At 69.4% G+C, this 20,148-nt stretch carries 20 protein-coding genes and 1 pseudogene; 12 read left to right on the top strand and 9 right to left on the bottom strand.

Annotation, left to right across the window (positions count from 1 at the left end; genetic code table 11):
• The first annotated feature begins 11 nt into the window (after window positions 1–11).
• Window positions 12–1,484, top strand: coding sequence for an aldehyde dehydrogenase (locus tag BN971_RS08995; protein WP_085183107.1), 1,473 nt, complete (start codon window positions 12–14; stop codon window positions 1,482–1,484).
• A gap of 1 nt (window position 1,485) precedes the next feature.
• On the opposite strand, the gene BN971_RS08990 is transcribed toward BN971_RS08995, so the two are convergent.
• The 5 genes from BN971_RS08990 to BN971_RS08970 all read right to left on the bottom strand — a co-directional run bounded on the left by BN971_RS08990 (window position 1,486) and on the right by BN971_RS08970 (window position 5,741).
• The gene (locus BN971_RS08990; protein ID WP_085183108.1) at window positions 1,486–1,935 is read right to left on the bottom strand and encodes a MaoC family dehydratase; all 450 of its coding nucleotides are present in this window, start codon (window positions 1,933–1,935) and stop codon (window positions 1,486–1,488) included.
• A complete protein-coding gene (locus BN971_RS08985; RefSeq protein WP_085183264.1) occupies window positions 1,932–2,405 on the bottom strand; it encodes an FAS1-like dehydratase domain-containing protein in 474 nt (157 codons plus the stop codon). Before BN971_RS08985 ends, BN971_RS08990 begins: the two co-directional genes overlap by 4 nt.
• A gap of 82 nt (window positions 2,406–2,487) precedes the next feature.
• Window positions 2,488–2,913, bottom strand: coding sequence for a nuclear transport factor 2 family protein (locus BN971_RS08980; RefSeq protein ID WP_085183109.1), 426 nt, complete (start codon window positions 2,911–2,913; stop codon window positions 2,488–2,490).
• A 93-nt stretch (window positions 2,914–3,006) separates the two neighbouring features.
• Window positions 3,007–4,602, bottom strand: a complete 1,596-nt coding sequence (locus BN971_RS08975; RefSeq protein WP_085183110.1) for an AMP-binding protein — start codon at window positions 4,600–4,602, stop codon at window positions 3,007–3,009.
• An 11-nt stretch (window positions 4,603–4,613) separates the two neighbouring features.
• Window positions 4,614–5,741 carry a Rieske 2Fe-2S domain-containing protein gene (locus BN971_RS08970; RefSeq protein ID WP_170322120.1) on the bottom strand — a complete coding sequence of 376 codons (1,128 nt, stop codon included), beginning with the start codon at window positions 5,739–5,741 and terminating at the stop codon, window positions 4,614–4,616.
• A 94-nt stretch (window positions 5,742–5,835) separates the two neighbouring features.
• Here BN971_RS08970 and BN971_RS08965 point away from each other — a divergent pair, with 94 nt between their 5' ends.
• Window positions 5,836–7,074, top strand: a complete 1,239-nt coding sequence (locus tag BN971_RS08965) for a cytochrome P450 (protein ID WP_085183112.1) — start codon at window positions 5,836–5,838, stop codon at window positions 7,072–7,074.
• 1 nt (window position 7,075) lies between these two features.
• Here BN971_RS08965 and BN971_RS08960 read toward each other — a convergent pair whose 3' ends face one another.
• The 3 genes from BN971_RS08960 to BN971_RS08950 are packed head-to-tail and all read right to left on the bottom strand — an operon-like array spanning window position 7,076 to window position 9,997.
• Window positions 7,076–7,501: a nuclear transport factor 2 family protein gene (locus BN971_RS08960; RefSeq protein ID WP_245837063.1), complete on the bottom strand. Its 426-nt coding sequence runs from the start codon at window positions 7,499–7,501 to the stop codon at window positions 7,076–7,078.
• A gap of 28 nt (window positions 7,502–7,529) precedes the next feature.
• Complete coding sequence (locus BN971_RS08955) at window positions 7,530–7,721, bottom strand: ferredoxin (RefSeq protein ID WP_085183114.1); 192 nt, start codon at window positions 7,719–7,721, stop codon at window positions 7,530–7,532.
• A 29-nt stretch (window positions 7,722–7,750) separates the two neighbouring features.
• On the bottom strand, window positions 7,751–9,997 hold the full coding sequence (locus BN971_RS08950; RefSeq protein ID WP_428978055.1) for a CaiB/BaiF CoA-transferase family protein: 2,247 nt from the start codon (window positions 9,995–9,997) through the stop codon (window positions 7,751–7,753).
• 48 nt (window positions 9,998–10,045) lie between these two features.
• Here BN971_RS08950 and BN971_RS08945 point away from each other — a divergent pair, with 48 nt between their 5' ends.
• Both BN971_RS08945 and BN971_RS08940 read left to right on the top strand, forming a co-directional pair.
• Window positions 10,046–10,867: a FadR/GntR family transcriptional regulator gene (locus BN971_RS08945; protein WP_085183116.1), complete on the top strand. Its 822-nt coding sequence runs from the start codon at window positions 10,046–10,048 to the stop codon at window positions 10,865–10,867.
• Window positions 10,864–11,592, top strand: a complete 729-nt coding sequence (locus tag BN971_RS08940) for an SDR family oxidoreductase (protein WP_085183117.1) — start codon at window positions 10,864–10,866, stop codon at window positions 11,590–11,592. Before BN971_RS08945 ends, BN971_RS08940 begins: the two co-directional genes overlap by 4 nt.
• On the opposite strand, the gene BN971_RS08935 is transcribed toward BN971_RS08940, so the two are convergent.
• Window positions 11,555–12,427: an LLM class flavin-dependent oxidoreductase gene (locus tag BN971_RS08935; protein ID WP_085183118.1), complete on the bottom strand. Its 873-nt coding sequence runs from the start codon at window positions 12,425–12,427 to the stop codon at window positions 11,555–11,557. The genes BN971_RS08940 and BN971_RS08935 overlap by 38 nt on opposite strands.
• A gap of 64 nt (window positions 12,428–12,491) precedes the next feature.
• On the opposite strand from BN971_RS08935, the gene BN971_RS08930 reads away from it, so the two are divergent.
• From BN971_RS08930 to BN971_RS08900, 8 genes and pseudogenes are all read left to right on the top strand, one after another.
• Entirely contained in the window at window positions 12,492–13,493 is a 1,002-nt protein-coding gene (locus tag BN971_RS08930; protein WP_090349927.1) for an acyl-CoA dehydrogenase family protein, read from the top strand.
• Window positions 13,490–14,113: pseudogene (locus tag BN971_RS26605) on the top strand (acyl-CoA dehydrogenase family protein); the annotation flags it as partial. The gene BN971_RS08930 and the pseudogene BN971_RS26605, both read left to right, overlap by 4 nt.
• A 15-nt stretch (window positions 14,114–14,128) precedes the next feature.
• Entirely contained in the window at window positions 14,129–14,587 is a 459-nt protein-coding gene (locus tag BN971_RS26600; protein WP_428978054.1) for an acyl-CoA dehydrogenase family protein, read from the top strand.
• Window positions 14,584–15,741, top strand: coding sequence for an acyl-CoA dehydrogenase family protein (locus BN971_RS08920; RefSeq protein WP_170322119.1), 1,158 nt, complete (start codon window positions 14,584–14,586; stop codon window positions 15,739–15,741). Before BN971_RS26600 ends, BN971_RS08920 begins: the two co-directional genes overlap by 4 nt.
• On the top strand, window positions 15,738–16,673 hold the full coding sequence (locus BN971_RS08915) for an acyl-CoA dehydrogenase family protein (RefSeq protein ID WP_085183122.1): 936 nt from the start codon (window positions 15,738–15,740) through the stop codon (window positions 16,671–16,673). The genes BN971_RS08920 and BN971_RS08915 overlap by 4 nt, the downstream gene beginning before the upstream one ends.
• Window positions 16,670–18,169 (top strand): class I adenylate-forming enzyme family protein, encoded by a 1,500-nt coding sequence (locus tag BN971_RS08910; protein ID WP_085183123.1) that lies wholly within the window; start codon window positions 16,670–16,672, stop codon window positions 18,167–18,169. The genes BN971_RS08915 and BN971_RS08910 overlap by 4 nt, the downstream gene beginning before the upstream one ends.
• 93 nt (window positions 18,170–18,262) lie before the next feature.
• Window positions 18,263–18,994 (top strand): class I SAM-dependent methyltransferase, encoded by a 732-nt coding sequence (locus BN971_RS08905; protein WP_085183124.1) that lies wholly within the window; start codon window positions 18,263–18,265, stop codon window positions 18,992–18,994.
• Window positions 18,995–19,113: 119 nt separating this feature from the next.
• Window positions 19,114–20,142 (top strand): hotdog fold thioesterase, encoded by a 1,029-nt coding sequence (locus BN971_RS08900; protein WP_085183125.1) that lies wholly within the window; start codon window positions 19,114–19,116, stop codon window positions 20,140–20,142.
• Window positions 20,143–20,148: the final 6 nt, after the last annotated feature.

Genomic DNA, 20,148 nt, shown 5'->3' with positions numbered 1-20,148 from the left:
GTAGGTACCCGATGTCCCAGGATCCCGGCCACCGCTCGTACGACGAGATCTTCATCGGCGGCGAGTGGCGCAAACCCGCCAATCCCCAACAGCTGGCGGTGATTTCGCCGCATTCCGAGGAGCCGGTCGGCTACGCGCAGGCGGCCGGGCCCGAGGACGTCGACGCGGCCGTCACGGCCGCCCGCCACGCGTTCGACCACGGCCCGTGGCCGCGAATGACCCACGCCGAGCGAATGGCCAAGGTCGAGCAGCTCGCGGCGATCTACGGCGCCCACATCGACGAGATGGCCGACCTCATCACTGCCGAGATGGGTTCGCCCCGCAGTTTCAGCCGGCTGGGTCAGGCGGCGGGCGCGGCGTCGATGATGCACCTGGCGCTGGCCGCCGCTCGTGAGTTTCCCTGGGTGGAACGCCGCCACGGCGTGCTCGGCGAGGTGCACCTGAACCGGGCACCGGTGGGAGTGGTCGGGGCGATCGTGCCGTGGAACGTGCCGCAGTTCCTCATCATGCCCAAGCTGATCCCGGCCCTGATCGCCGGCTGCACCGTGGTGGTCAAGCCCGCGCCCGAAACGCCTTTGGACGCCCTGTGGCTGGCCGAGATGGTCGAGCAGCTCGGCCTGCCCGAGGGCGTGGTGTCCGTCCTGCCCGGGGGCACCGACGTGGGTGAGGCACTGGTGCGCCACCCCGGCGTGGACAAGATCGCGTTCACCGGCTCCAGCGCCACGGGCCGACGGATCGCCGCCCTGTGCGGGGAGCAGCTCAAGCGGGTGAGCCTGGAGCTCGGGGGCAAGTCCGCCGCGATCATCCTCGACGACGCCGACCTCGAGAAGACGGTGGCGGGGCTCAAGAGCGCCGGCCTGATGAACAACGGGCAGGCCTGCGTCGCCCAGACCCGCATCCTGGCCAGCAAGCGCCGGCACGACGAGGTCGTCGACGCCCTGGCCGCCATGATGTCGGGCCTGCGGGTCGGCGACCCAGCCGACGAGGCCACCGACGTGGGACCCCTTGCCGCACAACGGCAACAACGCCGCGTGCAGGACTACATCCGCTCCGGGCAAGACGAGGGCGCCCGCATGGTCATCGGCGGCGGCGACAGCCCCGCCGAGCGCGGATGGTACGTGCGGCCGACGCTGTTCTCCCACGCGACCAACGACATGCGCATCGCCCGGGAAGAGATCTTCGGCCCGGTCCTGACCGTGCTGCCCTACGCCGACGAGGACGACGCGGTCCGCATCGCCAACGACAGCGACTACGGGCTGGCCGGTTCGGTGTGGACGGCCGACCCGGGCCACGGGATGGAGATCGCGGCCAGGGTCCGCACGGGCACCTACGGCGTCAACATGTACACGCTCGACATCGGCACTCCGTTCGGGGGTTTCAAGCAGTCGGGCCTCGGCCGCGAGTTCGGGCCCGAGGGCCTCGACGAGTACGTCGAGCTCCAGGCGGTGGTCTGCGGCGGCAAGATGCCGCCGCTGAACGGCTGACTCAGTCGGTATCCGGCCCCTCCGGCATCTGCAGGGTCAGTTCGACCGGGCAGCACAGCGCGCCGTGTTGGTTGGTCACCTGGATTTCGATGTCGACCAGGCAGCGGGGCGGTTCGACCGAGGTGTCCCGCCGCTTGGCCACCGCCCGGCCACGGCCGACCATCGTGTCCCCGGCGAACACCGAACCCGCCAGCCGCATGGAGCGGCGCACGACACGGCTGCTCGGACCCGCCCAGTCGGTCGCGACCCTGTCGGCGAACCCCGCAAGATGCATGGTGTTGACGTAGATCGTCGGATTGCCTTGGCTGCGAGCGTATTCCGGATCGAAATGGCCGGGGAAGTAGTCCCAGGTCGCCCCGGCGTTCTCCACCACCCGCTGGTAGCCGATGTGGTCGGTCACCTCCGGCAGCTCGACGGGTACGGCGACGTCGTTCCAGCACAGGTCGGTCACGAAGCCCCCTCGGGAGTGAACCGGAACAGCGTGTTGCGGGATGTGGCGACCACTGCCCCGTCCCGACGGCGATAGGTCTCCAGCGTCTCCACGAAATGACCGACACCCAGCCGGGTCCGTTTTTCCGGCGAGACCGACACCAGTTCCTCGACCACGGTCAGCACGTCGCCTTCGACAATGGGCTCGAAGAACTCGACGTCGTTGGCCGCGTTGATGAACGTGGTCCCGGGCAGCGGCACGCTCAGCACCATCGAGGCCACGGGCCGCCTGCCGCCCGGCTCCCACGGCGGGGGAATGAGCCACCCCATGAGCAGGGCCGGCGGGGCCAGCAGGCCGCCCCACCGCTGCCGGGCGAACTCGGCGTCCCAGTAGGAACGGTTGCCGTCCTGGATCATCGAGGCGAACAGCTGGATGCGCGCACCGCTGACCGGGGTGGCCGCGGTCCGCGGTTCGCCCGTCGCGCCGACCATCCTCAGCGCGTCCTCGTAGGTGCCGAAGGCGAGCCGGTAGCTCACCTGGCCGACAGGGCCCTGATTCACGTATCGGCGGCGCTCACATGACCAGCGGATGCCTGCTCGGCGTCGAATCCCAGGCGAGCTCGCGGGAGGTGAAGTACCAGTTGCCCCGCTCATAGATCAGGGTGTCGTGGAACAGCCCGGTGGCGCGCACCGTCGTGTCGCCGTAGATGGTCTCGAAAAGCACCGCCACACAGCGCTGTACCGCGTTGACACCGTCGATGCGGATCTCATGGTCGAGCGTGACCAAGCGCTGTCTCTCGCCGCCGTCGAAGGCGGAGCGCAGGTCTTTGAACACCTCGCCGTCGCGGGTGTAGGTCGCGCCCGAGTGGCGGAATGTGGCGAGCCAGCGGTTGCGGTCCCCGTCGGAATAGGCCCGATTGTGCCGGGCGCACAGGTCCAGGATGGCGGCGCGCCCCATGGCCTCCTGCAGCATTTGCTGTTCCTGATAGGTCATCGTCATCTGTGCTCCCAGCCTCTCCCGGGCGTAGCCGATAATTACGAGCCGACGTAACAATAACGTAACTTAAGACCATTTACGTAACATTGAAGTAACTTAACGGCGAACGTTGTATCCCTGTCCCTCCCGATCCCACGCGCCGTCGGTCAGGCCCCTGGCGCGCAGGATGTCCTTCCGCACGCGCCCAACGGCGTTCGTGGGGAGCTGATCGACGGTCTCGACGAAGCGCGGCACGCAGAAGTAGGGCATCCGGGCCGCGCAGAAGTCGAGCAGTTCCGCGCAGTCCACCGCCGCGCCGGGGCGCGGCGCCACGATCAACAGGATGTCGTCCTCACCGAGTTCGCTGGGCACGCCGACGACCGCGGCGTCCGCGACCGCCGGGTGGCGCCGTACGACGCTCTCCACCTCCACCGAGGAGACGTTCTCGCCGCGCCTGCGCAACGAATCCTTGAGGCGGTCGACGTAGGTCACGTTGTTGTCGGCATCGAGGCGCCCGAGGTCACCCGTGCGGAACCACTCCGGGTGGGCAACCACGCGCAGCGCGCCGTCGCCCTCGCCGACGTACCCCTCGCTCATCACGTGCGGGTGCCTGGGGCGGCAGGCGATCTCCCCGACGGCGCCCGCGGGTAGCTCATTGCCATCGGAATCGACGATGCGCACCTCGAGATTCGGGTTCGGCCGGCCCGAGGTTCCGGGGACGCCGTCGTCGGCAACCGACTTGACCGCAATGGGAAAGGCCTCGGTCATGCCGTACATCGTGACGATGCGGCAGCCGTAACGCTTTTCGATGGCGCGGTAGGAGCCGGCGTCGATGGGCGCCGCGGAGATGAAGCGCACCGGAACGTCCGCGTCGCGCGGGTCGGCGGGCAGGTTCTGCAGCATCGACACCATCGCGCCCGCGCCGGCGAACCCGATCGCGCCGTGGGCGCGTATGTCGTCCCAGACCGCGCCGGGGTGAAACTCCTTGGCCAGCACCGTCGTTCCACCGACCAGCATCGGCGCCAGGACGGTGGGCGCCGCGCTCAGATGGAACAGCGGCATCGCCGTCCACACCACCTCCCCGGCGCCGAACTGCCAGGCCGACGCGACGGTCGCCGCCACCGAGAACAGGTAGTGCCAACTCGTCGCCACCGCTTTGGACGGCCCGGTGGTGCCCGAGGTGTAGAACAGCGCGCCCACGTCGCCCTCCCCCGCGGCGCTGCCGGCCGCGGGCGGCTCGGGACCGGAGCACAGGGCCGCGGTCAGCGAATCATCTTGCACCACAACAGCACTCAGCGTGGCCACCGACGCGGCGACCTCGTCGACGCGGGGTCGCCGGTCGGCATCGGTCAGCACCACCTTGGCGCGCGCCAGCCGCAGCGTGTGCAGCAGGAACTCTCCCTTGCTGGCGGCGTTCACCGCCGCGCTGACGGCCCCGATGCGCGCCGCGCCCAGCCAGAAGTACACCCATTCCGGGCAGGTGGCGGTGAACAGGGCCACGCAGTCACCTCGGCCCACGCCCAGTCCGGCCAGCACGCCGGCGGCCGCGCGGGACCGCCGCCGCATTTCTTCGAACGTCACCGCGGTGCCCGCGATCGACATCATCACCCGGTCGGGGTGCTGCTCGGCGCGCCGGTCCAGTACCGCGGGAACCGTGAAACGGTCGACGCCGAAGTCGGGGGGGCCGAGCCGCTGCCCCCGCTGGGGATTCATCGGGCCGCTGGTCAGGCTCGCGCGGCCGCCGGGTCCGGCTCGCCGTCGGCGGTGTAGCCGAAGTCGTCGGGGGATGCCTGCGGCCCGGGGTAGAAGCGGTGCGCCCAGCGGCGAAGGGCGGCGTAGTCGTGCGCCTCTTCGGGCGCGAGGTTCGGCTTCTCCAGGTATTTCATGTTCTCCCAGGTGAAGAAGTCCTGCTTGATCACCTCCTGCTGGAGGGCAAGGAACTTGGCGGCGCGCCCGGTGGGCACGTCGCCGCCGTCGCCGGGCTCACGAATCGATGCCTGGGTGTAGAAGTAGTCGGTGTAGTCCTCGTCGACCGGCGTCTGACCGGTCACCTGGACGGTGGCCACCAGGTCGCCGGGGAAGCGCACCACGCCCAGTCCCAGCGAGTAGTTGTCGTAGATGATCTTGGCGTCGACAGGCCCGTTGGGCGTCAGCCAGGTCGACGCGCGGCCACCGCCGAAATGTGCGTTGACGGTGGCGTGCAGGTGATACCCGGACACCTCGAACGACGCGGTGGTGGCCGGATTGGCGGCCTTGTGGACGTACTGCACGTGGTAGGGGTCGGCCGCGTTCTCGATGATCATCTGCGGGTGCACCTTCACCCGGTTGAGCATCTGGCTGTGCGGGTGCAACGGGTAGTACTCGTCGGTTTCGAGTTCGGGCAGCACCGGCGGCCGCCAGTAGGGCTCGCGGCCGTGACGCTCGTGCCAGGCCAGAATGAAGCCGTACCACTCCATGCTCGGATACGTGCGGATCCGCACGTTGTTCTTGCAGCCGATCTTGCTGTACGGAATCAGCGCGTTCGTGCCGTCGCCACGCCACTGCCAGCCGTGCCAGGGACAGACGATGTTCTCGCCCTCGACGGTGCCCCCGACGCCCATGTTCGCGCCGAGGTGCTGGCAGTAGGCGTCCGTCACGTGCACCCGGCCGGACTCCGTGCGGAAGATGACGAGTTCCTCGCCGAAGTAGTGCGCGCGCCTGACCTGGCCGGGCGCCAGGTCCGAGGCGAAGCCGACGATGAACCAGCCCGTCGGGAACCGGTAGGTCGAGAGCGCGATGCCGGCCTGCCCGAATTCTCGTTCTGAAGGATCGCTTGCAGGATCCGACGCCGCGTCCGAAATTGTGTCCGTCACGAGCACTCCAATTCGACGACCAGGTCTATTTTTACTATCTTAAGCATAGAACGTCAACGCGACGCCAGGCAGATCCGAAGGAGCAGGGTTTCAGATGACGGCCGCAGCAGTGGATCTGTCCGATTTCTCCTTGTGGTCCAACGGTTTTCCCGACGAGCTGTTCGCCGAGTTGCGGCGCAGCCGGCCGCTGTTCCGCCACGATCTGACGCCGGGCGTGGCCGAAACCGTCCGGCGGGAGTTCTGGGTGGCGACCAAACACCGGCACGCCGTGCGGCTGCATCGCGATGCCGAGTCCTTCACCGCGGTGGACGGCCCGCTGATCCAGCCGGTCGGGATGTTCGCGTCGTACCCGACGATCATCAACATGGACCCGCCGGCGCTGAACAAGCGGCGCAAGCTCATCTCGGCCGCGTTCAACCCGCGCGCGATCGCCAAACTCGAGGACGGCATCCGGGCGCGCGCCGCGCGGATGATCGACCGGTTGCTCGACCACGGCGGCGGCGATTGGATCGAGGACGTCGCCGACGCCCTGCCGATGACGGTCATCGGCGACATCATCGGCATCCCGGACGAAGACCGGCCGCGTATCTTCGACTCCCTGGACCGCATTCTCAAGGCCAACTCTCCCGGCCCCCGCACGGCGCAGCAGGACTACACCGATCTCTACGCCACCATCTTCGGGTACGCGATGGAGCTCACCGCCGAAAAGCGGCGCAGCCCAACCGATGACATCTGGAGCACGCTGGCCACCGCGGTGATCACCGGCGAGGACGGCGAGGAATTCAGCCTGCCCGCCAGCGAACTCGAATTCTTCTTCTTCGTGCTGGCGTTCGCCGGCAGCGACACCACCAAGAACGCGCTGGCCATCGGGGTGCAGGCGTTCGCCGAGAACCCCGGGCAGATCGAGCGGTACCGGGAGCGGGAAGCGTTGCGGCCGAGCGCCGTCGAGGAGGTGTTGCGCTGGGCGTCGCCGGTCGCGTACTGGACGCGCACCGCCAAGGTCGACGTCGAGATGGACGGCCAGCACATCGCGAAGGGCGAGCGGGTGGTGTCGATGCTGCGTTCGGCGAACCGCGACGAGGACGTGTTCCCTGCACCGTTCACCTTCGACATCGGCCGGCAGCCCAACCCGCACGTGGCATTCGGCGGCGGCGGGCCGCATCACTGCCTCGGCGCCATGCTGGCGCGCGCGGAACTGCGGGCGGTGTTCGACGAGCTGCTGCTGCGGTGCGACGGCATCGAGGTGGGCCCGGCCAAGGTGGCTTACCCGAACCTGCTGACCAACATGTCGATCTACGACGAGATGGCAATCTCGCTCACCGGGCGGCGTTAGATCAATAGGGCGCCGGCGCGTCGCCGAACGCGGCGAACACCGCCAACGGGTCCAGATAGTCGCGCCAGTGCACGATCTTGCGGTCTTTGACCGCGATCACCGAGATGAATCGGTTGACGTACGGCGCGCCTGTGCGCACCACCGTCCCATGCATCGTGTACTCGAGAACCACCACCGACTTGTCGGGGTCGTAATAGCGGTGCACGTCGCTGCTGCCGCTCTGGACGATCGACTCGCCGTAATCGCGGTACAGCTCGGCCAAGGCTTCACGCCCGACGATGCGGCGGGGGTAATCCGGGACGGTGATGACGAACTCGACCACCACATCCTCGGCGTGCACATCGAAGAAATCGGCCCCGTCGACCAACCCCGTCAGCGCCTCGGCCACGACCTCGAAGTAGGGCCGCATCGCGGCATACTTCGCCATGTCTCGCATGCAAGCACTCCACTCCCCGTCAGTCGGTCAGCCGCAGCGCCGCTTTGGGGCATTGGTCCACCGCGGCGCGCACGTCGATCTCCAGTCGCGGCGGCACCGGGCCGTCGGCGATCTGGACGACGTCGGCGTCACCGAGTTCGAACACTTCCGGCGCGAGCGATTCGCAGAAGCCGTTGGCCTCACAGGAACTCGCGTCGACGGTCACGCGCATCGATAAACCTCCACTTCAACCCCCAGTTCTCACAGTCCCCTGGGCCGGGTCCCGATCACCCCGGCGTCGGCAAGCCGGCTCACATCGTCGCCGGTAAGACCGCACCGATCGCGCAGTACCTCTTCATTGTGCTCCCCGAGCCGCGGCGGCGGTCGCAGCAGCCACGCTTGCTGACCGGCGAGGGCCGCAAACGGCGGCGACGGGTAGAGATTGGTCCCGGTGCTGGCATGGTGCAACGCTTCGAAGAACCCGCGCGCACGCAGTTGCGGGTTGTCGGTGACCAGTGACGGCGACACCACGGGCGCGGCGGGGATGCCGGCGGCCGCCAGACGCTCGACCGCGGGGTCGCGCGGCTGCCCGGCGAACCAATCCGCCAGCCGGCGGTCGATGTCGTCGGCGCGCTCCCGCCGCCCCGCGACCGTCGCCAGTCCGTCGTCGCACCACCCCGGTTGACCCATCAGGTCGACCAGCGCGCGCCATTGCCGGTCGTCGCGCACGGTGACGGCGATCCAGTCGTCCTCGCCGGCGCAGCGATAAAGGTTCTGGATCACGTCGCAGTGGCCGCGGTTGCCGCGGCGGCCCAGCGTTTCGCCGAAGACCTCGGATTCGATCGCCTGGATCGCGGTGGCGTTCAGCACCGTCTCGAGCATCGGCAGCTCGACCAGCTGGCCCGTGCCGGTGCGCTCGGCAAAGCTCAGGGCGGCCAGCACGGCGAACGCGGCGTGCACCCCGGCCAGCGGATCGCAGGCCCCGCGGGGCGCCACGGGCGGCGCCTCGGGCACGCCGGTCACCCACGCCAGGCCGGCGATCTGCTCCATGGTGGGTGCGAAGCCCACGCGATCTCGCCACGGGCCATCGAGCCCGAACGCGGGCATGCGGGCAACGACGAGTTCGGGGTTGGCCCGCAGCAGCACGTCGGCGGTGAGCCCGAACTGGTCCATCACCCGCGGCGAGAAGTTCTCGATGACCGCGTCGGCGTCCGAGACCAGGCGGGTGAACAGGGCGCGGCCTTCATCGGAGCTCAAATCCAATGTGACCGAACGCTTGTTGGTGTTCATGGCGTGAAAGACCCAGCCGTACTCCCACCAGTCGTCGACGTCGGTGCGCATCCCGCCGGAGTACCGGATGCCGTCGGGCCGCTGTATCGATTCGACCTTGACGACGTCGGCGCCGAACGCGGCCAGCAGGTGCGTGGCAGCGGGCCCCGCCCAGAAGGCCGTCAGGTCGATGATGCGCACGCCCGAGAGCGGCAGCCCCCGCGGGAGCGGCTCGCCATCGAAAGTCCTTGACTCCCAACGCTCGTCATCGTTCGCGCCGGCGGGCACCGTCTCGCCCGGCGGAACCGGGGCGCACCGCGACATGAGCCAGGGCGCCCGCGGCTGGTGGAAGCCGGCGGGATTGCGGATGAACGCGCCGCGCTGCCTGGCGTACTCGGTGTCCCGGATGGTGGAGCCGTTGCCCAGCGCCGCGATCGGCAGCCTGAACAGCTGGCCGAGCTCGACGATCTCCTCGACGGTCCGCTCGGCCAGCCACGGGCGGATCTGTTCGCGGATCAGGTCGCGGTATTGCCAGCGGCCGATCTGGAAGCGCAGCTGTTCGATCTCCTCCAGCTGCGGGCAGCCGACCATCGCGCAGAAGTCCAGCCATTGCTGGCCGGTGACCATGCTGATTCCGACGTAGCCGTCCTTGGCCGGTTCGATCGAGGGCACCTCGAGCGTGCGGCGGACCGGCGGGACGCGCAGCAGCGCCGAATGCAGCCACTCGCTGCTCTGCATCGTGGTGATCGCCTCGAGCATGGACAGGTCGAGATGCTCCCCCGGGCCGCCGTTCTCGACGCGACGGCGCACCGCCAGCGCGCCGAAGGCGGCGTACACCCCGCCCATGTACTCCCCCAGATCGCCGCCGATCGCGATCGGCGGGCCCGCCGGATCTCCCCGGAAGCCCGCGGTGACCACCACGACGTCGGCGCCGGCCAGCGCGGCGCTCACACGCGTCGAGTCATCCGGAGCCAGCGTCATGCTGCGCTTGCCCGCGTTCAGATAGCGGTAGAACGGCGAACACGGACCGCCCGGACCGTCCGGCACCGGTGCGCACGTCGCCGAGTAGCGCCGCAGCCAATCCCCTTGCGGCGGTTCGAACTTGCACACGTGGGCCCCGGCGTCGACAAGCAGCTTCCCGCAATAGCTTCCCGCTATCCGGTCGCTGATCTCGACCACCCGCAGATCGGTAAGCGGTGTCGGCCGGCTCTCGGGCTCGCGACTCACCCGGCTATTTATATCATCACTGCTAAAATAGCTAAGCCAGCGGAGTAACTCGAGGATCGGATGACCGCAGTGGGAGTTGGGCCCGAAGCCCGCCGCCGATTGTCGGCGCCGCGGATCGCCGAGATCGTCGCCGACGAGTTACGCCGCCAGATCATTGAGGGCGAGCTGGCCGACGGCGACTTGTTGCCGCGCCAGGAAGTCCTCGTCGAGCAGTTCAACGTCAGCCTGGTCTCGCTGCGGGAAGCGTTGCGGATCCTGGAGACCGAGGGCCTGGTCTCGGTGCGCAGGGGTAACCGCGGCGGTGCGGTCGTGCACGCCCCGGCCAAGACCAGCGCCGCCTACATGCTCGGGCTGCTGTTGCAGAGCGAGTCCGTCGCCGTCGCCGACCTCGGCATGGCGCTGCAGGAGCTGGAGCCGGCCTGCGCCGCGCTGGCGGCCCAGCGGCCCGACCGGGCGGACACGTTGGTCCCGGAACTCAAGCGGGTCAACGATTCGATGGCCGAAAACCTCGACGACGGCCGGCTGTTCACCGAAATCGGCCGCGAATTCCACGATCTCATCGTCCGCGGCTGCGGCAATCACACCATCATCGCGGTCGTCGGCAGCCTGGAGACGCTGTGGACCGGCCACGAGAAGCAGTGGGCCGACGAGAGCGCGGCGCGCGGCACCTACCCGTCGCTCGCCCAGCGCCGCGCGGTGCTCAGCACGCACATCAAGCTGGCCGAGACCATCGCCGAGGGCGACGTCGACCGGGCCCGACGCATCGCCGGCCGTCATCTCGCCGACACCCAGACCTACGTGCTCTCCGGTCGGTCCGATCAACGGATTCACGCGTTTTCGCCGCAAGCGATGTCCCGCCCGCGGGAGTTCCGGCGCCCTTGAACACGACCCGGACCGCACTGGTCACCGGCGGCAGCGGCGGTATCGGCAAAGGATGCGGCCGCAAGCTCTGCGAACTCGGTTACGACGTCGTCCTCGTCGCGCGTCGTGAGGGGCCGCTGCGCGTGACGGCCGCGGAGATCGGCGCACGCCACCTCGTCGCCGACGCCTCCGATCCGGTTGGGTTCGCCACCGCCATAAGCACTTTGGAGACAATCGACCTCGTCGTGCACGCGGCCGGCACGCTGGGCGGGACGTACGCGCGCAAGCAGACGTTCGAGCAGTGGCAGGCGATCATCTCGGCCAACCTGGATTCCTGCTTCGTGGTGACCTCCGCCGCGCTCCCCCGCATGCGCGCGGGCTCCCGGTTCGTGTTCATCTCCTCGTCGGCGGCGCACGAGCCGATGATGGCCAGGACGGCCTACTCCGCATCGAAGGCGGGCATGAACGCGTTCGCGCGCGCGCTGGCGCTGGAGGTCGATCGCGACGGCATCGCCGTGCACATCGTCACGCCCGGGCCCGTGGAAACCGAGATGCTGGCCGACGTCCCCTTCGAGATGTTCGCGATCCAGGTGTCCGACGTCGCCGAGGCGGTCGCCTGGCTGGACACCGTCGACCCGTCCGTCGACCTGCCTGAGATCCGGCTGTCCGCCGTGCAGCGGGGCCCGTTCGCCCGGCCGCCGGTCGTGCCTACCGAAGCGCGGCGCCGGCGCGAGGGAAGGGCTTGATCACCGATTCCCCGAACTCCTGCAGGGATTCGGGGATCGCGAAATCGGCGAACCAGACGTAGAACCGCTCGACCCCCTGGTCGGCCAGGGCGGCGAAGCGCGCGGTGAGCCCGTCGGCGTCCCCGCAGATCAGCCCGGGTCCCAGGTGCCCGAACCGCCGGGTGCTGACCGCGCGCACTTCGTCCGGGTCATTGCCGGACCGGGCGAACCCGACCATGAGCTGCACCGACAGCCGCGCCGTTCCGGCCGCCGGCGCGAGCGTCGCCAACCTGTCCAGCTGGTTCACCGGCAGATTCCACCAATCCGCATATGCGCGAACCAGTCCCATCATCCGGCGCCCGGAGCCGCCGAGGACCAGCGGTATCGGATGAGACCGGCGCGGCACCTGGGGAGCCGCGCCGTCGCCCACCGCGTCACCCCAGTACTGCCGCATCAGCGCCAGGTCGCGCCCGAGCTGCTCGACGCGGGCGACCGGATCGTGCTGGCCCACATCGAATCTGGCGAACTCGGCCGGCCACGACCCCGCGCCCAGCCCGAGGTCGAACCTGCCCTCGGAGGCCTCGGACAGGGTGACGGCCTGCTTGGCCAGCACGGCCGGATGCCGGAAGGCGTCGCACAGCACCAGGTGGCCGATCCGCAGCCGTTCGGTCTTGGCCGCCACCCAGCTGGCAACACCCATTGCCTCCCAGATGCTTTCGTCGGGCTGCCCGGGCGCCTCGAGATGGTCGATGAAGGCGATGCCGTCGAAGCCGGCGGCCTCGGCGCGGCGCGCGCGCTCGGCGATGTCGGCCACCGAAAGCCGGACCTGCGGCAGGAACAGATACCACTCGACCATGCGCCACCTCGTTCCGATTGCCAGAGCGCCGCTAGTTTACTATCTTTGCTATGTTAGGAGTTTTATGGATGTCGGGCTGAGTTCGGACCAGTTGTCGCTGCGCGACACGGTACGCGACATCCTGCGCGCCGAATGTCCGCCCGACGCGGCGCGCCAGGCCCTGACCGACGGCGAGCGCTGGCGCAGTCTCTGGAAGACGGTGGTGGGGCTCGGCTGGACCGAGCTGGCGGCGCCCGGGTCGGGCGACTACGGGCCGCTGGAGACGGCCGCCGTGCTCGAGGAATGCGGGGCCGCCATCGCCCCGATTCCCCTGCTGAGCAGCGTGGCCGTGCATGCCCCCGGTGCCCGGCTGCCCGGCGCACCGATGACCGTGCACGGCGGGCGCCTGCGTGGACGGGCGGTTGCGGTGCCCAACCTCTGCCGCGCGGATCTCATTGTGACGCTGGCCCGCACCGAGGGCGGCGGGGTGTGCGCCGCGGTCGTGCGCCGCGGCGCCGACGGGGTCACGGTGGCGACGTCCGGTGAGTCCACCGATCCCACCCAACCGCTGGCCGATCTCGAACTCGACGCGGAGCCTTGGGCCGTCGCGCCGCTGGGGCCGGGAGGCCTGGAGTCGGCGTTGGCGGCGCCCTTGGCCGCCGCGGCCGCCGACCTGGTCGGGGTGGCCGGCGCGGCCCTGCTGCGCTCGGTCGAACACGCGAAGACGCGCCGCCAGTTCGGCAGCCCGATCGGCGCGTTCCAGGGCGTCAAGCACGCGCTGGCCGACAACTACGTCGCCGTGGAGCGGGCCCGCAGCCTCACCTACGCCGCGGCGGCGCAGCTGGGCGATCGCAAGGTGGCCCCGGCGAATGTCTGGACCGCCGCCGCGCTGGCCAAGGCGGCCGCGGGCGAGGCCGCGGCCGCCTGCGCGCGCACCACCGTCCAGGTGCACGGCGCACTGGGCCAGACCTGGGAGCACGACAGCCACCTGTTCGTCCGGTACGCGTGGCAGGGCGCGGCGATGCTGGGTGACAGCCGAGCGCTCTACCACGAAGTGGGCCGCCGTTTCACCGGAGGCGCGGCATGAGCGCGGTCGTCGCCGAATTCGCCGGTTGGCTCACGGATTTCCTGCCGAAGGACTACTACGACAAGTATTCGCACTATCGCTGGGACCTCGCCCTGCGGCGCGACTACCAGCGGGCCGCCTTCGAAGCCGGCTGGATACAGCCGACGTGGCCGCGCGAGCACGGCGGGCGGTCGCTGGGCCTGCGCGACTCGATGGAAATCCGGCTGCAGGCGGCCATGCGTTCCGCACCCAAGTTGCCCAACATCGCCGGCCCCAACGTCGCCGCGCCGGGCATCCGCCAGTTCGGCACCCCCGACCAGATCGACCGCCTGCTGCCGCCCCTGCTGCGGGGCGACGAATGGTGGGCGCTGGGCATGTCGGAGCCCGAGGCCGGATCGGACTTCGCCGGCCTGCGCACCCGCGCCGAGCTCGACGGCGACGTGTTCAGGGTCAACGGCCACAAGATCTGGACCACTCAGGCCCACGAGTCGCGCTGGTGCACCCTGTATGCCCGCACCGATCCCGAGGCGCCGAAACACCGTGGCATTTCTTGTCTCATCCTCGACCTGCAGTCGCCCGGGGTGCGGGTCGAACCGATCCGGATGGCCTCGATCTCCGACGAAACCTTCTGCGAGGTCTTCCTCGACGGCGTCGAGGTGCCGGCGGAAAACCTGCTGGGGCCGCTGCACGGCGGCTGGAACGTGGCCTTGTCGTCGCTGCAGCACGAGCGGCAGATGATCTGGATCATGAACTGGGTGGAGATCATGCGCGGGCTCGACTCGGTCCGCTCGGCCCGCCCCACCGACGACGCGTGCGCAGAACTCGGCTCGCTGCTCGCCGATGCCGAAGCGCTGCGCGCCACCGGGTACCGCGCGTTGGGCAACGAACTGGCGGGGCGCGCGAGCCCCGAAGCCGACATCATGAAACTGCTGGGATCGACCACGCTGCAACGCGTTTGGGAGCTGGGAGCCGCGGTGGCGGGTCCGCGGTCGGCCGCCGACCCGGACCTGCTCTTCGAACGCCAGGACGCGCTGGCCGCGACGATCTACGGCGGAACGTCGGAGGTGCAACGCAACATCATCGCCGAGCGGGTGCTCGGGCTGCCGAAGGGATGACGCCCATGGACTACGACCTCGGCGAGGACGCCGGACGACTGCGAAACCACTTGCGCGAGTTGGTGTCCAACCACATCCCGGCCGACTTCCTGGGCGCCTGCACCGAGAACCCGCAAGACCTGGCGACCACCGAGACGTTCTGCAAATTGCTGGCCGCCGAGGGGCTCTTGGCGCTCGCCTGGCCGAAAGAGCATGGCGGGGGCGGCGGATCCGTATGGCAGCAGACGGTGTTGCGCGAGGAGATGTGGGCCCAGCACGAACCCCGCGGTCCGCAGTACATGGGCATCAACTGGGTCGGCCCGGCCCTCATGCGCTACGGCACGGCCGAACAGAAGGCCAAGCACCTGGCCGCCATCGCATCCGGTGATGTGATCTGGTGCCAGGGATTCTCCGAACCGGAGGCCGGCACCGACCTCGCGTCGTTGCGCACCCGGGCGGTGCCCGACGGCGACGGCTGGCGCATCACCGGCCAGAAGGTATGGACGTCCTACGCGCTGATGGCGTCCTGGTGCGTGCTGGCCGCCTGCACCGACCCCGAGGCCCCGAAACCCAAGCGGCTCACGCTTTTTCTCATCCCGATGGACCGGCCCGGCTTCACCGTGCGCCCCATTCCGTCGATGCTGGGGCCGCATCACCTCAACGAGATGTTCCTCGACGACGTGGAGGCGTTCCCCGGGGACGTCCTCGGAGAGGTCGGCGACGGGTGGCGGGTGATGCGCGAAGCCCTGGCGTTCGAGCGGGTGGGCATCGCCCGGTACGCGCGCTGCGAATCGCTGATGGACCGGATCGTCACCCAGCTCGGCGACGACTGGGACCGGCTGCCCGAATCGCTTCGCGCCCGCTGGGTCAAGGCTCTGGTCGACCTGCGGGTCGCCAGGCTGCTGGCCTACCGGGCGGTGTCACTGCAGGACGATCCCTCCGCCGGCGCGGCTGCCAGCGCCGCCCGCATCGCCACCACCACGTGCGACCAGCAGGTCGCCGAGTTGTTGTTCGACGTGCTGGGCCCGACCGCACTGGACAGCGGGGCGTCGGCGTCGCTGCACGGGGCGGTCGAAGATCATTGGCGCTACGCGCAGGCGGCCACCGTGGCGTCGGGCACGATCGAGGTACAAAAGATGTTGGTCGCCCGCGACGTCTTGGGAGAGCACCGTTGAAAACCGAACTGCCACAAGATATCAGCGACTTCGCCGCCGTCGCCGCCAAGCGGCTCGGCCGGTTGGGCGGGCCGCCCGCCGCGCTGCGCGCCGAGGCCGACGACGGCATTCGGGACGCCGCGCGCACCGCGCTGGCCGACCTCGGCGCGTTCGAGCTCGACGCCCGGTCCGGCACCGACGACCTGCTGGCCGCCGCGGTGCTGTGCCGCGCCGCCGGGGCGACGGCGTTGCCGTATCCACTCGTCGACGAGCTGCTGGCGATCGACGGCGCGCGCCTGGCCCTGGTCAACGCCGACTCCCCCCGCATCGACCACGGCGATCTGCCCGGCGACTGGATCGCGGCCGACCTGGACGGCAACCGCTACCGCCCGCAGCCGGCCGCCCGGACCAACGCCAAACTGGGCCCCTTCCTCGTGCCGGCGACCCTGAGCGCGCCCGATGGGACCGTCCCCGCGGGCGACGTGAGCCTTCATCTCGTGCTCGGGTCGTGGCGGATTCTCGGGGCTATGGAGCAGTCGCTGCGGATCGTCACCGAACACGTGCGCGCGCGTGTTCAGTTCGGCAAACCGCTGGCGGACTTCCAGGCCGTCCGGTTCGCGGTCGCCGAGGCCGCGGTCGCGGTGCGCGGACTCCACGAACTGGCCAAGTTCACCGTCGCGCGACCGGAATCGACGCCGACACCGGTGCGCTCGGCCGACGCGCTGGCACTTCGGCTCAAGGCGGCCGACACCGCCCGGCAGGTGCTGCGCACCTCGCACCAGTTGCTGGGCGCCCTGGGCTTTTGCGACGAGTCCGACATCAGCGTCCTCGACCGGCACACCCAGCCGCTGATCCGGTTGCCGCTGGGCGCCGAGGCGCTGGCGCTGCGCCTCATACCGGACGTTCCGGCGGGGGCCCTGGAGACGCTGTTCAGCGACCCGGTGTCCGCGTGAGCACCGAACCGCTGGCCGCCGGGGTCAGCCCGGGCCCGGCGGTGGACGGCATTCCGTTCGGAACCAAACTCCAGCAGCTCGCCCGGCAGCGCCCCGACGACCCGGCTGTCACCGTCGTCGCGCTCGACGGCACCGCCCGCCCGCTGACCTTCGCCGAACTCGACGCCCGCGCCAACCAGTGGGGCCGGGCGCTGGGCGCCCGCGGCGCCAAGACGGGATCCCTTGTCGCGCTTGCCGTCCCGAATTCGGAGCATCTCGTGCTGGCCGCGCTGGGGTGCTGGAAGATCGGGGCCGTACCGGTTCCGATGCACTGGGACCTGCCCGAGTGGGAACACGACCGGGTACGGGCGGTCGTCGACCCCGCCGTAGTCGTCGACGAACAAACGCGGTGGGACTTGGAGGCCCGCGCCGCCGGCGAGTCCGCCGAAGCCATGCCGCCGGCCGTCTCCCCCAACGCCAACGGAATCTGCAGCAGCGGGTCGACCGGCGTGCCGAAGGTCATCCTCAGCCTGGCCCCGTCGGTCTGGACGCCGCAGCACGGCGAGCCGTTCCTGTCGAACTGGACGCCGGTGGCGCAGCCGCAGACCATCATGGTGCCCGCCCCGATGTACCACACCAACGGCTTTGCCACCTTCTTCTTCCTGCTCGCCGGTGACCATCTGGTCATCCTCGAAAAGTTTGACGCCGCACTGGCTTTGGACGTGATCGAACGCTTCCGGATCACCAACTTCACGGCCACGCCCACGATGCTCGCGCGCATCGCGGCCCGGCCCGATGTCCGTCGGCGCGACCTGTCCAGCATCGTGTTCATCCTGCAGGGCGCCGCCGTCATGCCACCGTCGCTGATGCACACCTGGTTCGAACTGCTGAGCCCGGAGCGGATCGTGTCCGCCTACGGCATGACCGAGAACCTCGGGCTCACCGCGCTGCGCGGCGACGAGTGGCTCGCTCATCCGGGCAGCGTCGGTCGCGGATTCCGGGAAACCGAGATCCGGATCCTCGGGAAAGGCAACGAACCGCTCGGGCCCGGCGAACACGGCGAGATCTACCTGCGCTCGCCGATGGCCGCCGGCTCCCGCTACGTCGGCGGCGCCGCGCCGCTTCCGGAGACCGAGGACGGTTTTCGCTCCGCCGGCGACATCGGGTACCTGGACGAGGACGGCTACCTCTACATCATCGATCGCCGCGTGGACATGATCATCACCGGCGGCGCCAATGTGTTTCCCGCCGAGGTCGAATCCGCGCTCGCCGGCCATCCCGACATCGCCGACGTCGTCGTCATCGGGCTATCCGACCCCCAGTGGGGGCGCCGGGTGCACGCGGTGGTTCAGCTCGTCGACGGGGCGGTGCTCACCGAAGACGAGGTGATCGCGCACGCGAAAAGCCGGCTCGCACACTACAAGGCGCCCAAGACCGTCGAGTTCGTCGACGCGATCCCCCGCACGGCGGCAACGAAGGTCAACCGCTCGGCGATGATCTCAGCACGGGGCGGGTAGGGACCGCTCTACCGTCGGCCGCGCATTTCGTTGCGCCGCACACGTCATGCGTCGCCCGGATATGCCAGGATCAACCCTGGCGAGAGGTTCACGATGGTCACACGGCGGTGGAACGATTCCGAGGAGGCCAAGAGCAGCTACGTCAAGGAGCTGTTTTCGGCGCTGGCCAAGCGTTACAACGTGATGACCGATGTCTGGACGCTGGGGCTTCATCGGCTGTGGAAACGGCAGGCCATCGGGCTGTGCGGGCTGCGGCCCGGCGATCGTGTGCTCGACGTCGCGACGGGGACGGGCGACCTGGCGATCGCCGAGGAGGCGGTGGTCGGGCCGCAGGGCCGGGTGGTGGGGGTCGACTCCTGCGTACCAATGCTCGAGGTCGCCCGACGGCGGCAGCCCGGAGCGGTCGACTTTCAGGAGGGCGACGCCATGGAGCTGGGGCTGCCGGATGAGTCCTTCGACGTCGTCACGATCGGCTTCGGGCTGCGCAACGTGGCTGACCGCGGGCGGGCGCTGCGGGAATTCCGGCGCGTCCTGCGACCGGGCGGCCGGTTGATGATCCTCGATTTCAGCACGCCGAGCTCGCCGACGCTCAAAGCCCTGCACGACCTGATGTACTTCCGCGTGATGCCGAGCATCGGCCGGGCCGTGGCGTGGCACCGCGACGCCCACCATTACACGGCCGATTCCATCCGCACCTGGCTGTCACGCGACGAGCTGCGGGAGCTGATGCGGGAGTCGGGCTTCGCCGACGCCCGATACGTCTCGTTGAGCACCGGTTTCGCCACCGTCCACTTCGGCGTGCGCCCGGCCCGCGACGGTGTATGACCTGCAGCTGAGCCCCGAAGCGACCTTTGCTCCTTTTCTGTGCGCGGCGGGCATATCGAGCACGGTAACCTCATTCTCAGAGCGCATCCTGCGCGCACCGGAAAGGGGACGCGGCGCCCATGACCCACTCCGACCACGAACCCGACGTCACGCGCGCCGACCGCTTCATCAAGACCGCCGTCGGGATCCTGGGCGAGACCGGGCGCACCGATTTCACCGTGCAGGAGGTGGTGGCGCGCTCGAAGACCTCGCTGCGCGCCTTCTATCAGCACTTCAGCAGCAAGGACGAATTGCTGCTGGCGCTGTTCGACAGGACCATCGCGCAATCGGCGAAAGCGTGGCGAACCGAGACCGCGGGATTGGACAGCACCGCCGCGCTGAAGCTGGTCCTCGACCGCATCAGCCAACAGCCGGAGTCCAGCACTCAGGGCAGCCTCAACCGCGCGTTGACGCTCTACAACCAGCACTTGGCCGAGACCCGGCCCCGCGACTACGCGCGGGTTCTCTCCCCGTTGCACCAACTGATGCGCGACATCGTCGGCCAGGGCATCACCGAGGGGGTTTTCAACCCGGGACTTGACGTGGGGGCCGCCGCCGCCATCGTGATGCAAACGGTGATGGGTGCGCAGCGATTGCATTGGCTGGGAGCCGAATTGAACGGAACCCCGGTGGACGCCGGCCAGCTCTTCGACTTCTGCACCCGCGCGCTCGGCATCCGCGACATCGAGGAGGAATCGGCTCCGCCCTCGCTGTCGGAGTTGTTCGCCTCGATCGGCATGAGACCGGGAACACACAATGGCGAGTTCGCGATGACCATGCCGGTCAGCCCGCAGGTCGTCAACACCTCGGGCGCGTTGCAGGGCGGCCTGATCGCCACGCTGGTGGATGTGGCGGGCGGCCAGTTCGGGCTGGAGCACCTGAGACCCGGCACCACGATGACCACCGCCGACCTGTTCATCCGTTACCTGCGGCCGATCCGGCAGGGCTCCGCTTTCGCCGTTCCCCGGATGCTGCGCTCGGGGCGGCGGGCGATGGTCATGCAGGTGGACATCTACGGCGACGGCGACGGCGAGCTGCTCGCGACCGCCACCGTGAACTTCGCGATCATCAGCGGGCCGACGCCGAGCGGCCTTCGCGCGGACGATTAGCCGCCG

This window comes from Mycobacterium bohemicum DSM 44277 (assembly GCF_001053185.1).
Taxonomy (GTDB): domain Bacteria; phylum Actinomycetota; class Actinomycetes; order Mycobacteriales; family Mycobacteriaceae; genus Mycobacterium; species Mycobacterium bohemicum.
The sequence above is the reverse complement of the archived record's forward strand: the minus strand, read 5'-3'. Positions and strand labels throughout refer to the sequence as shown.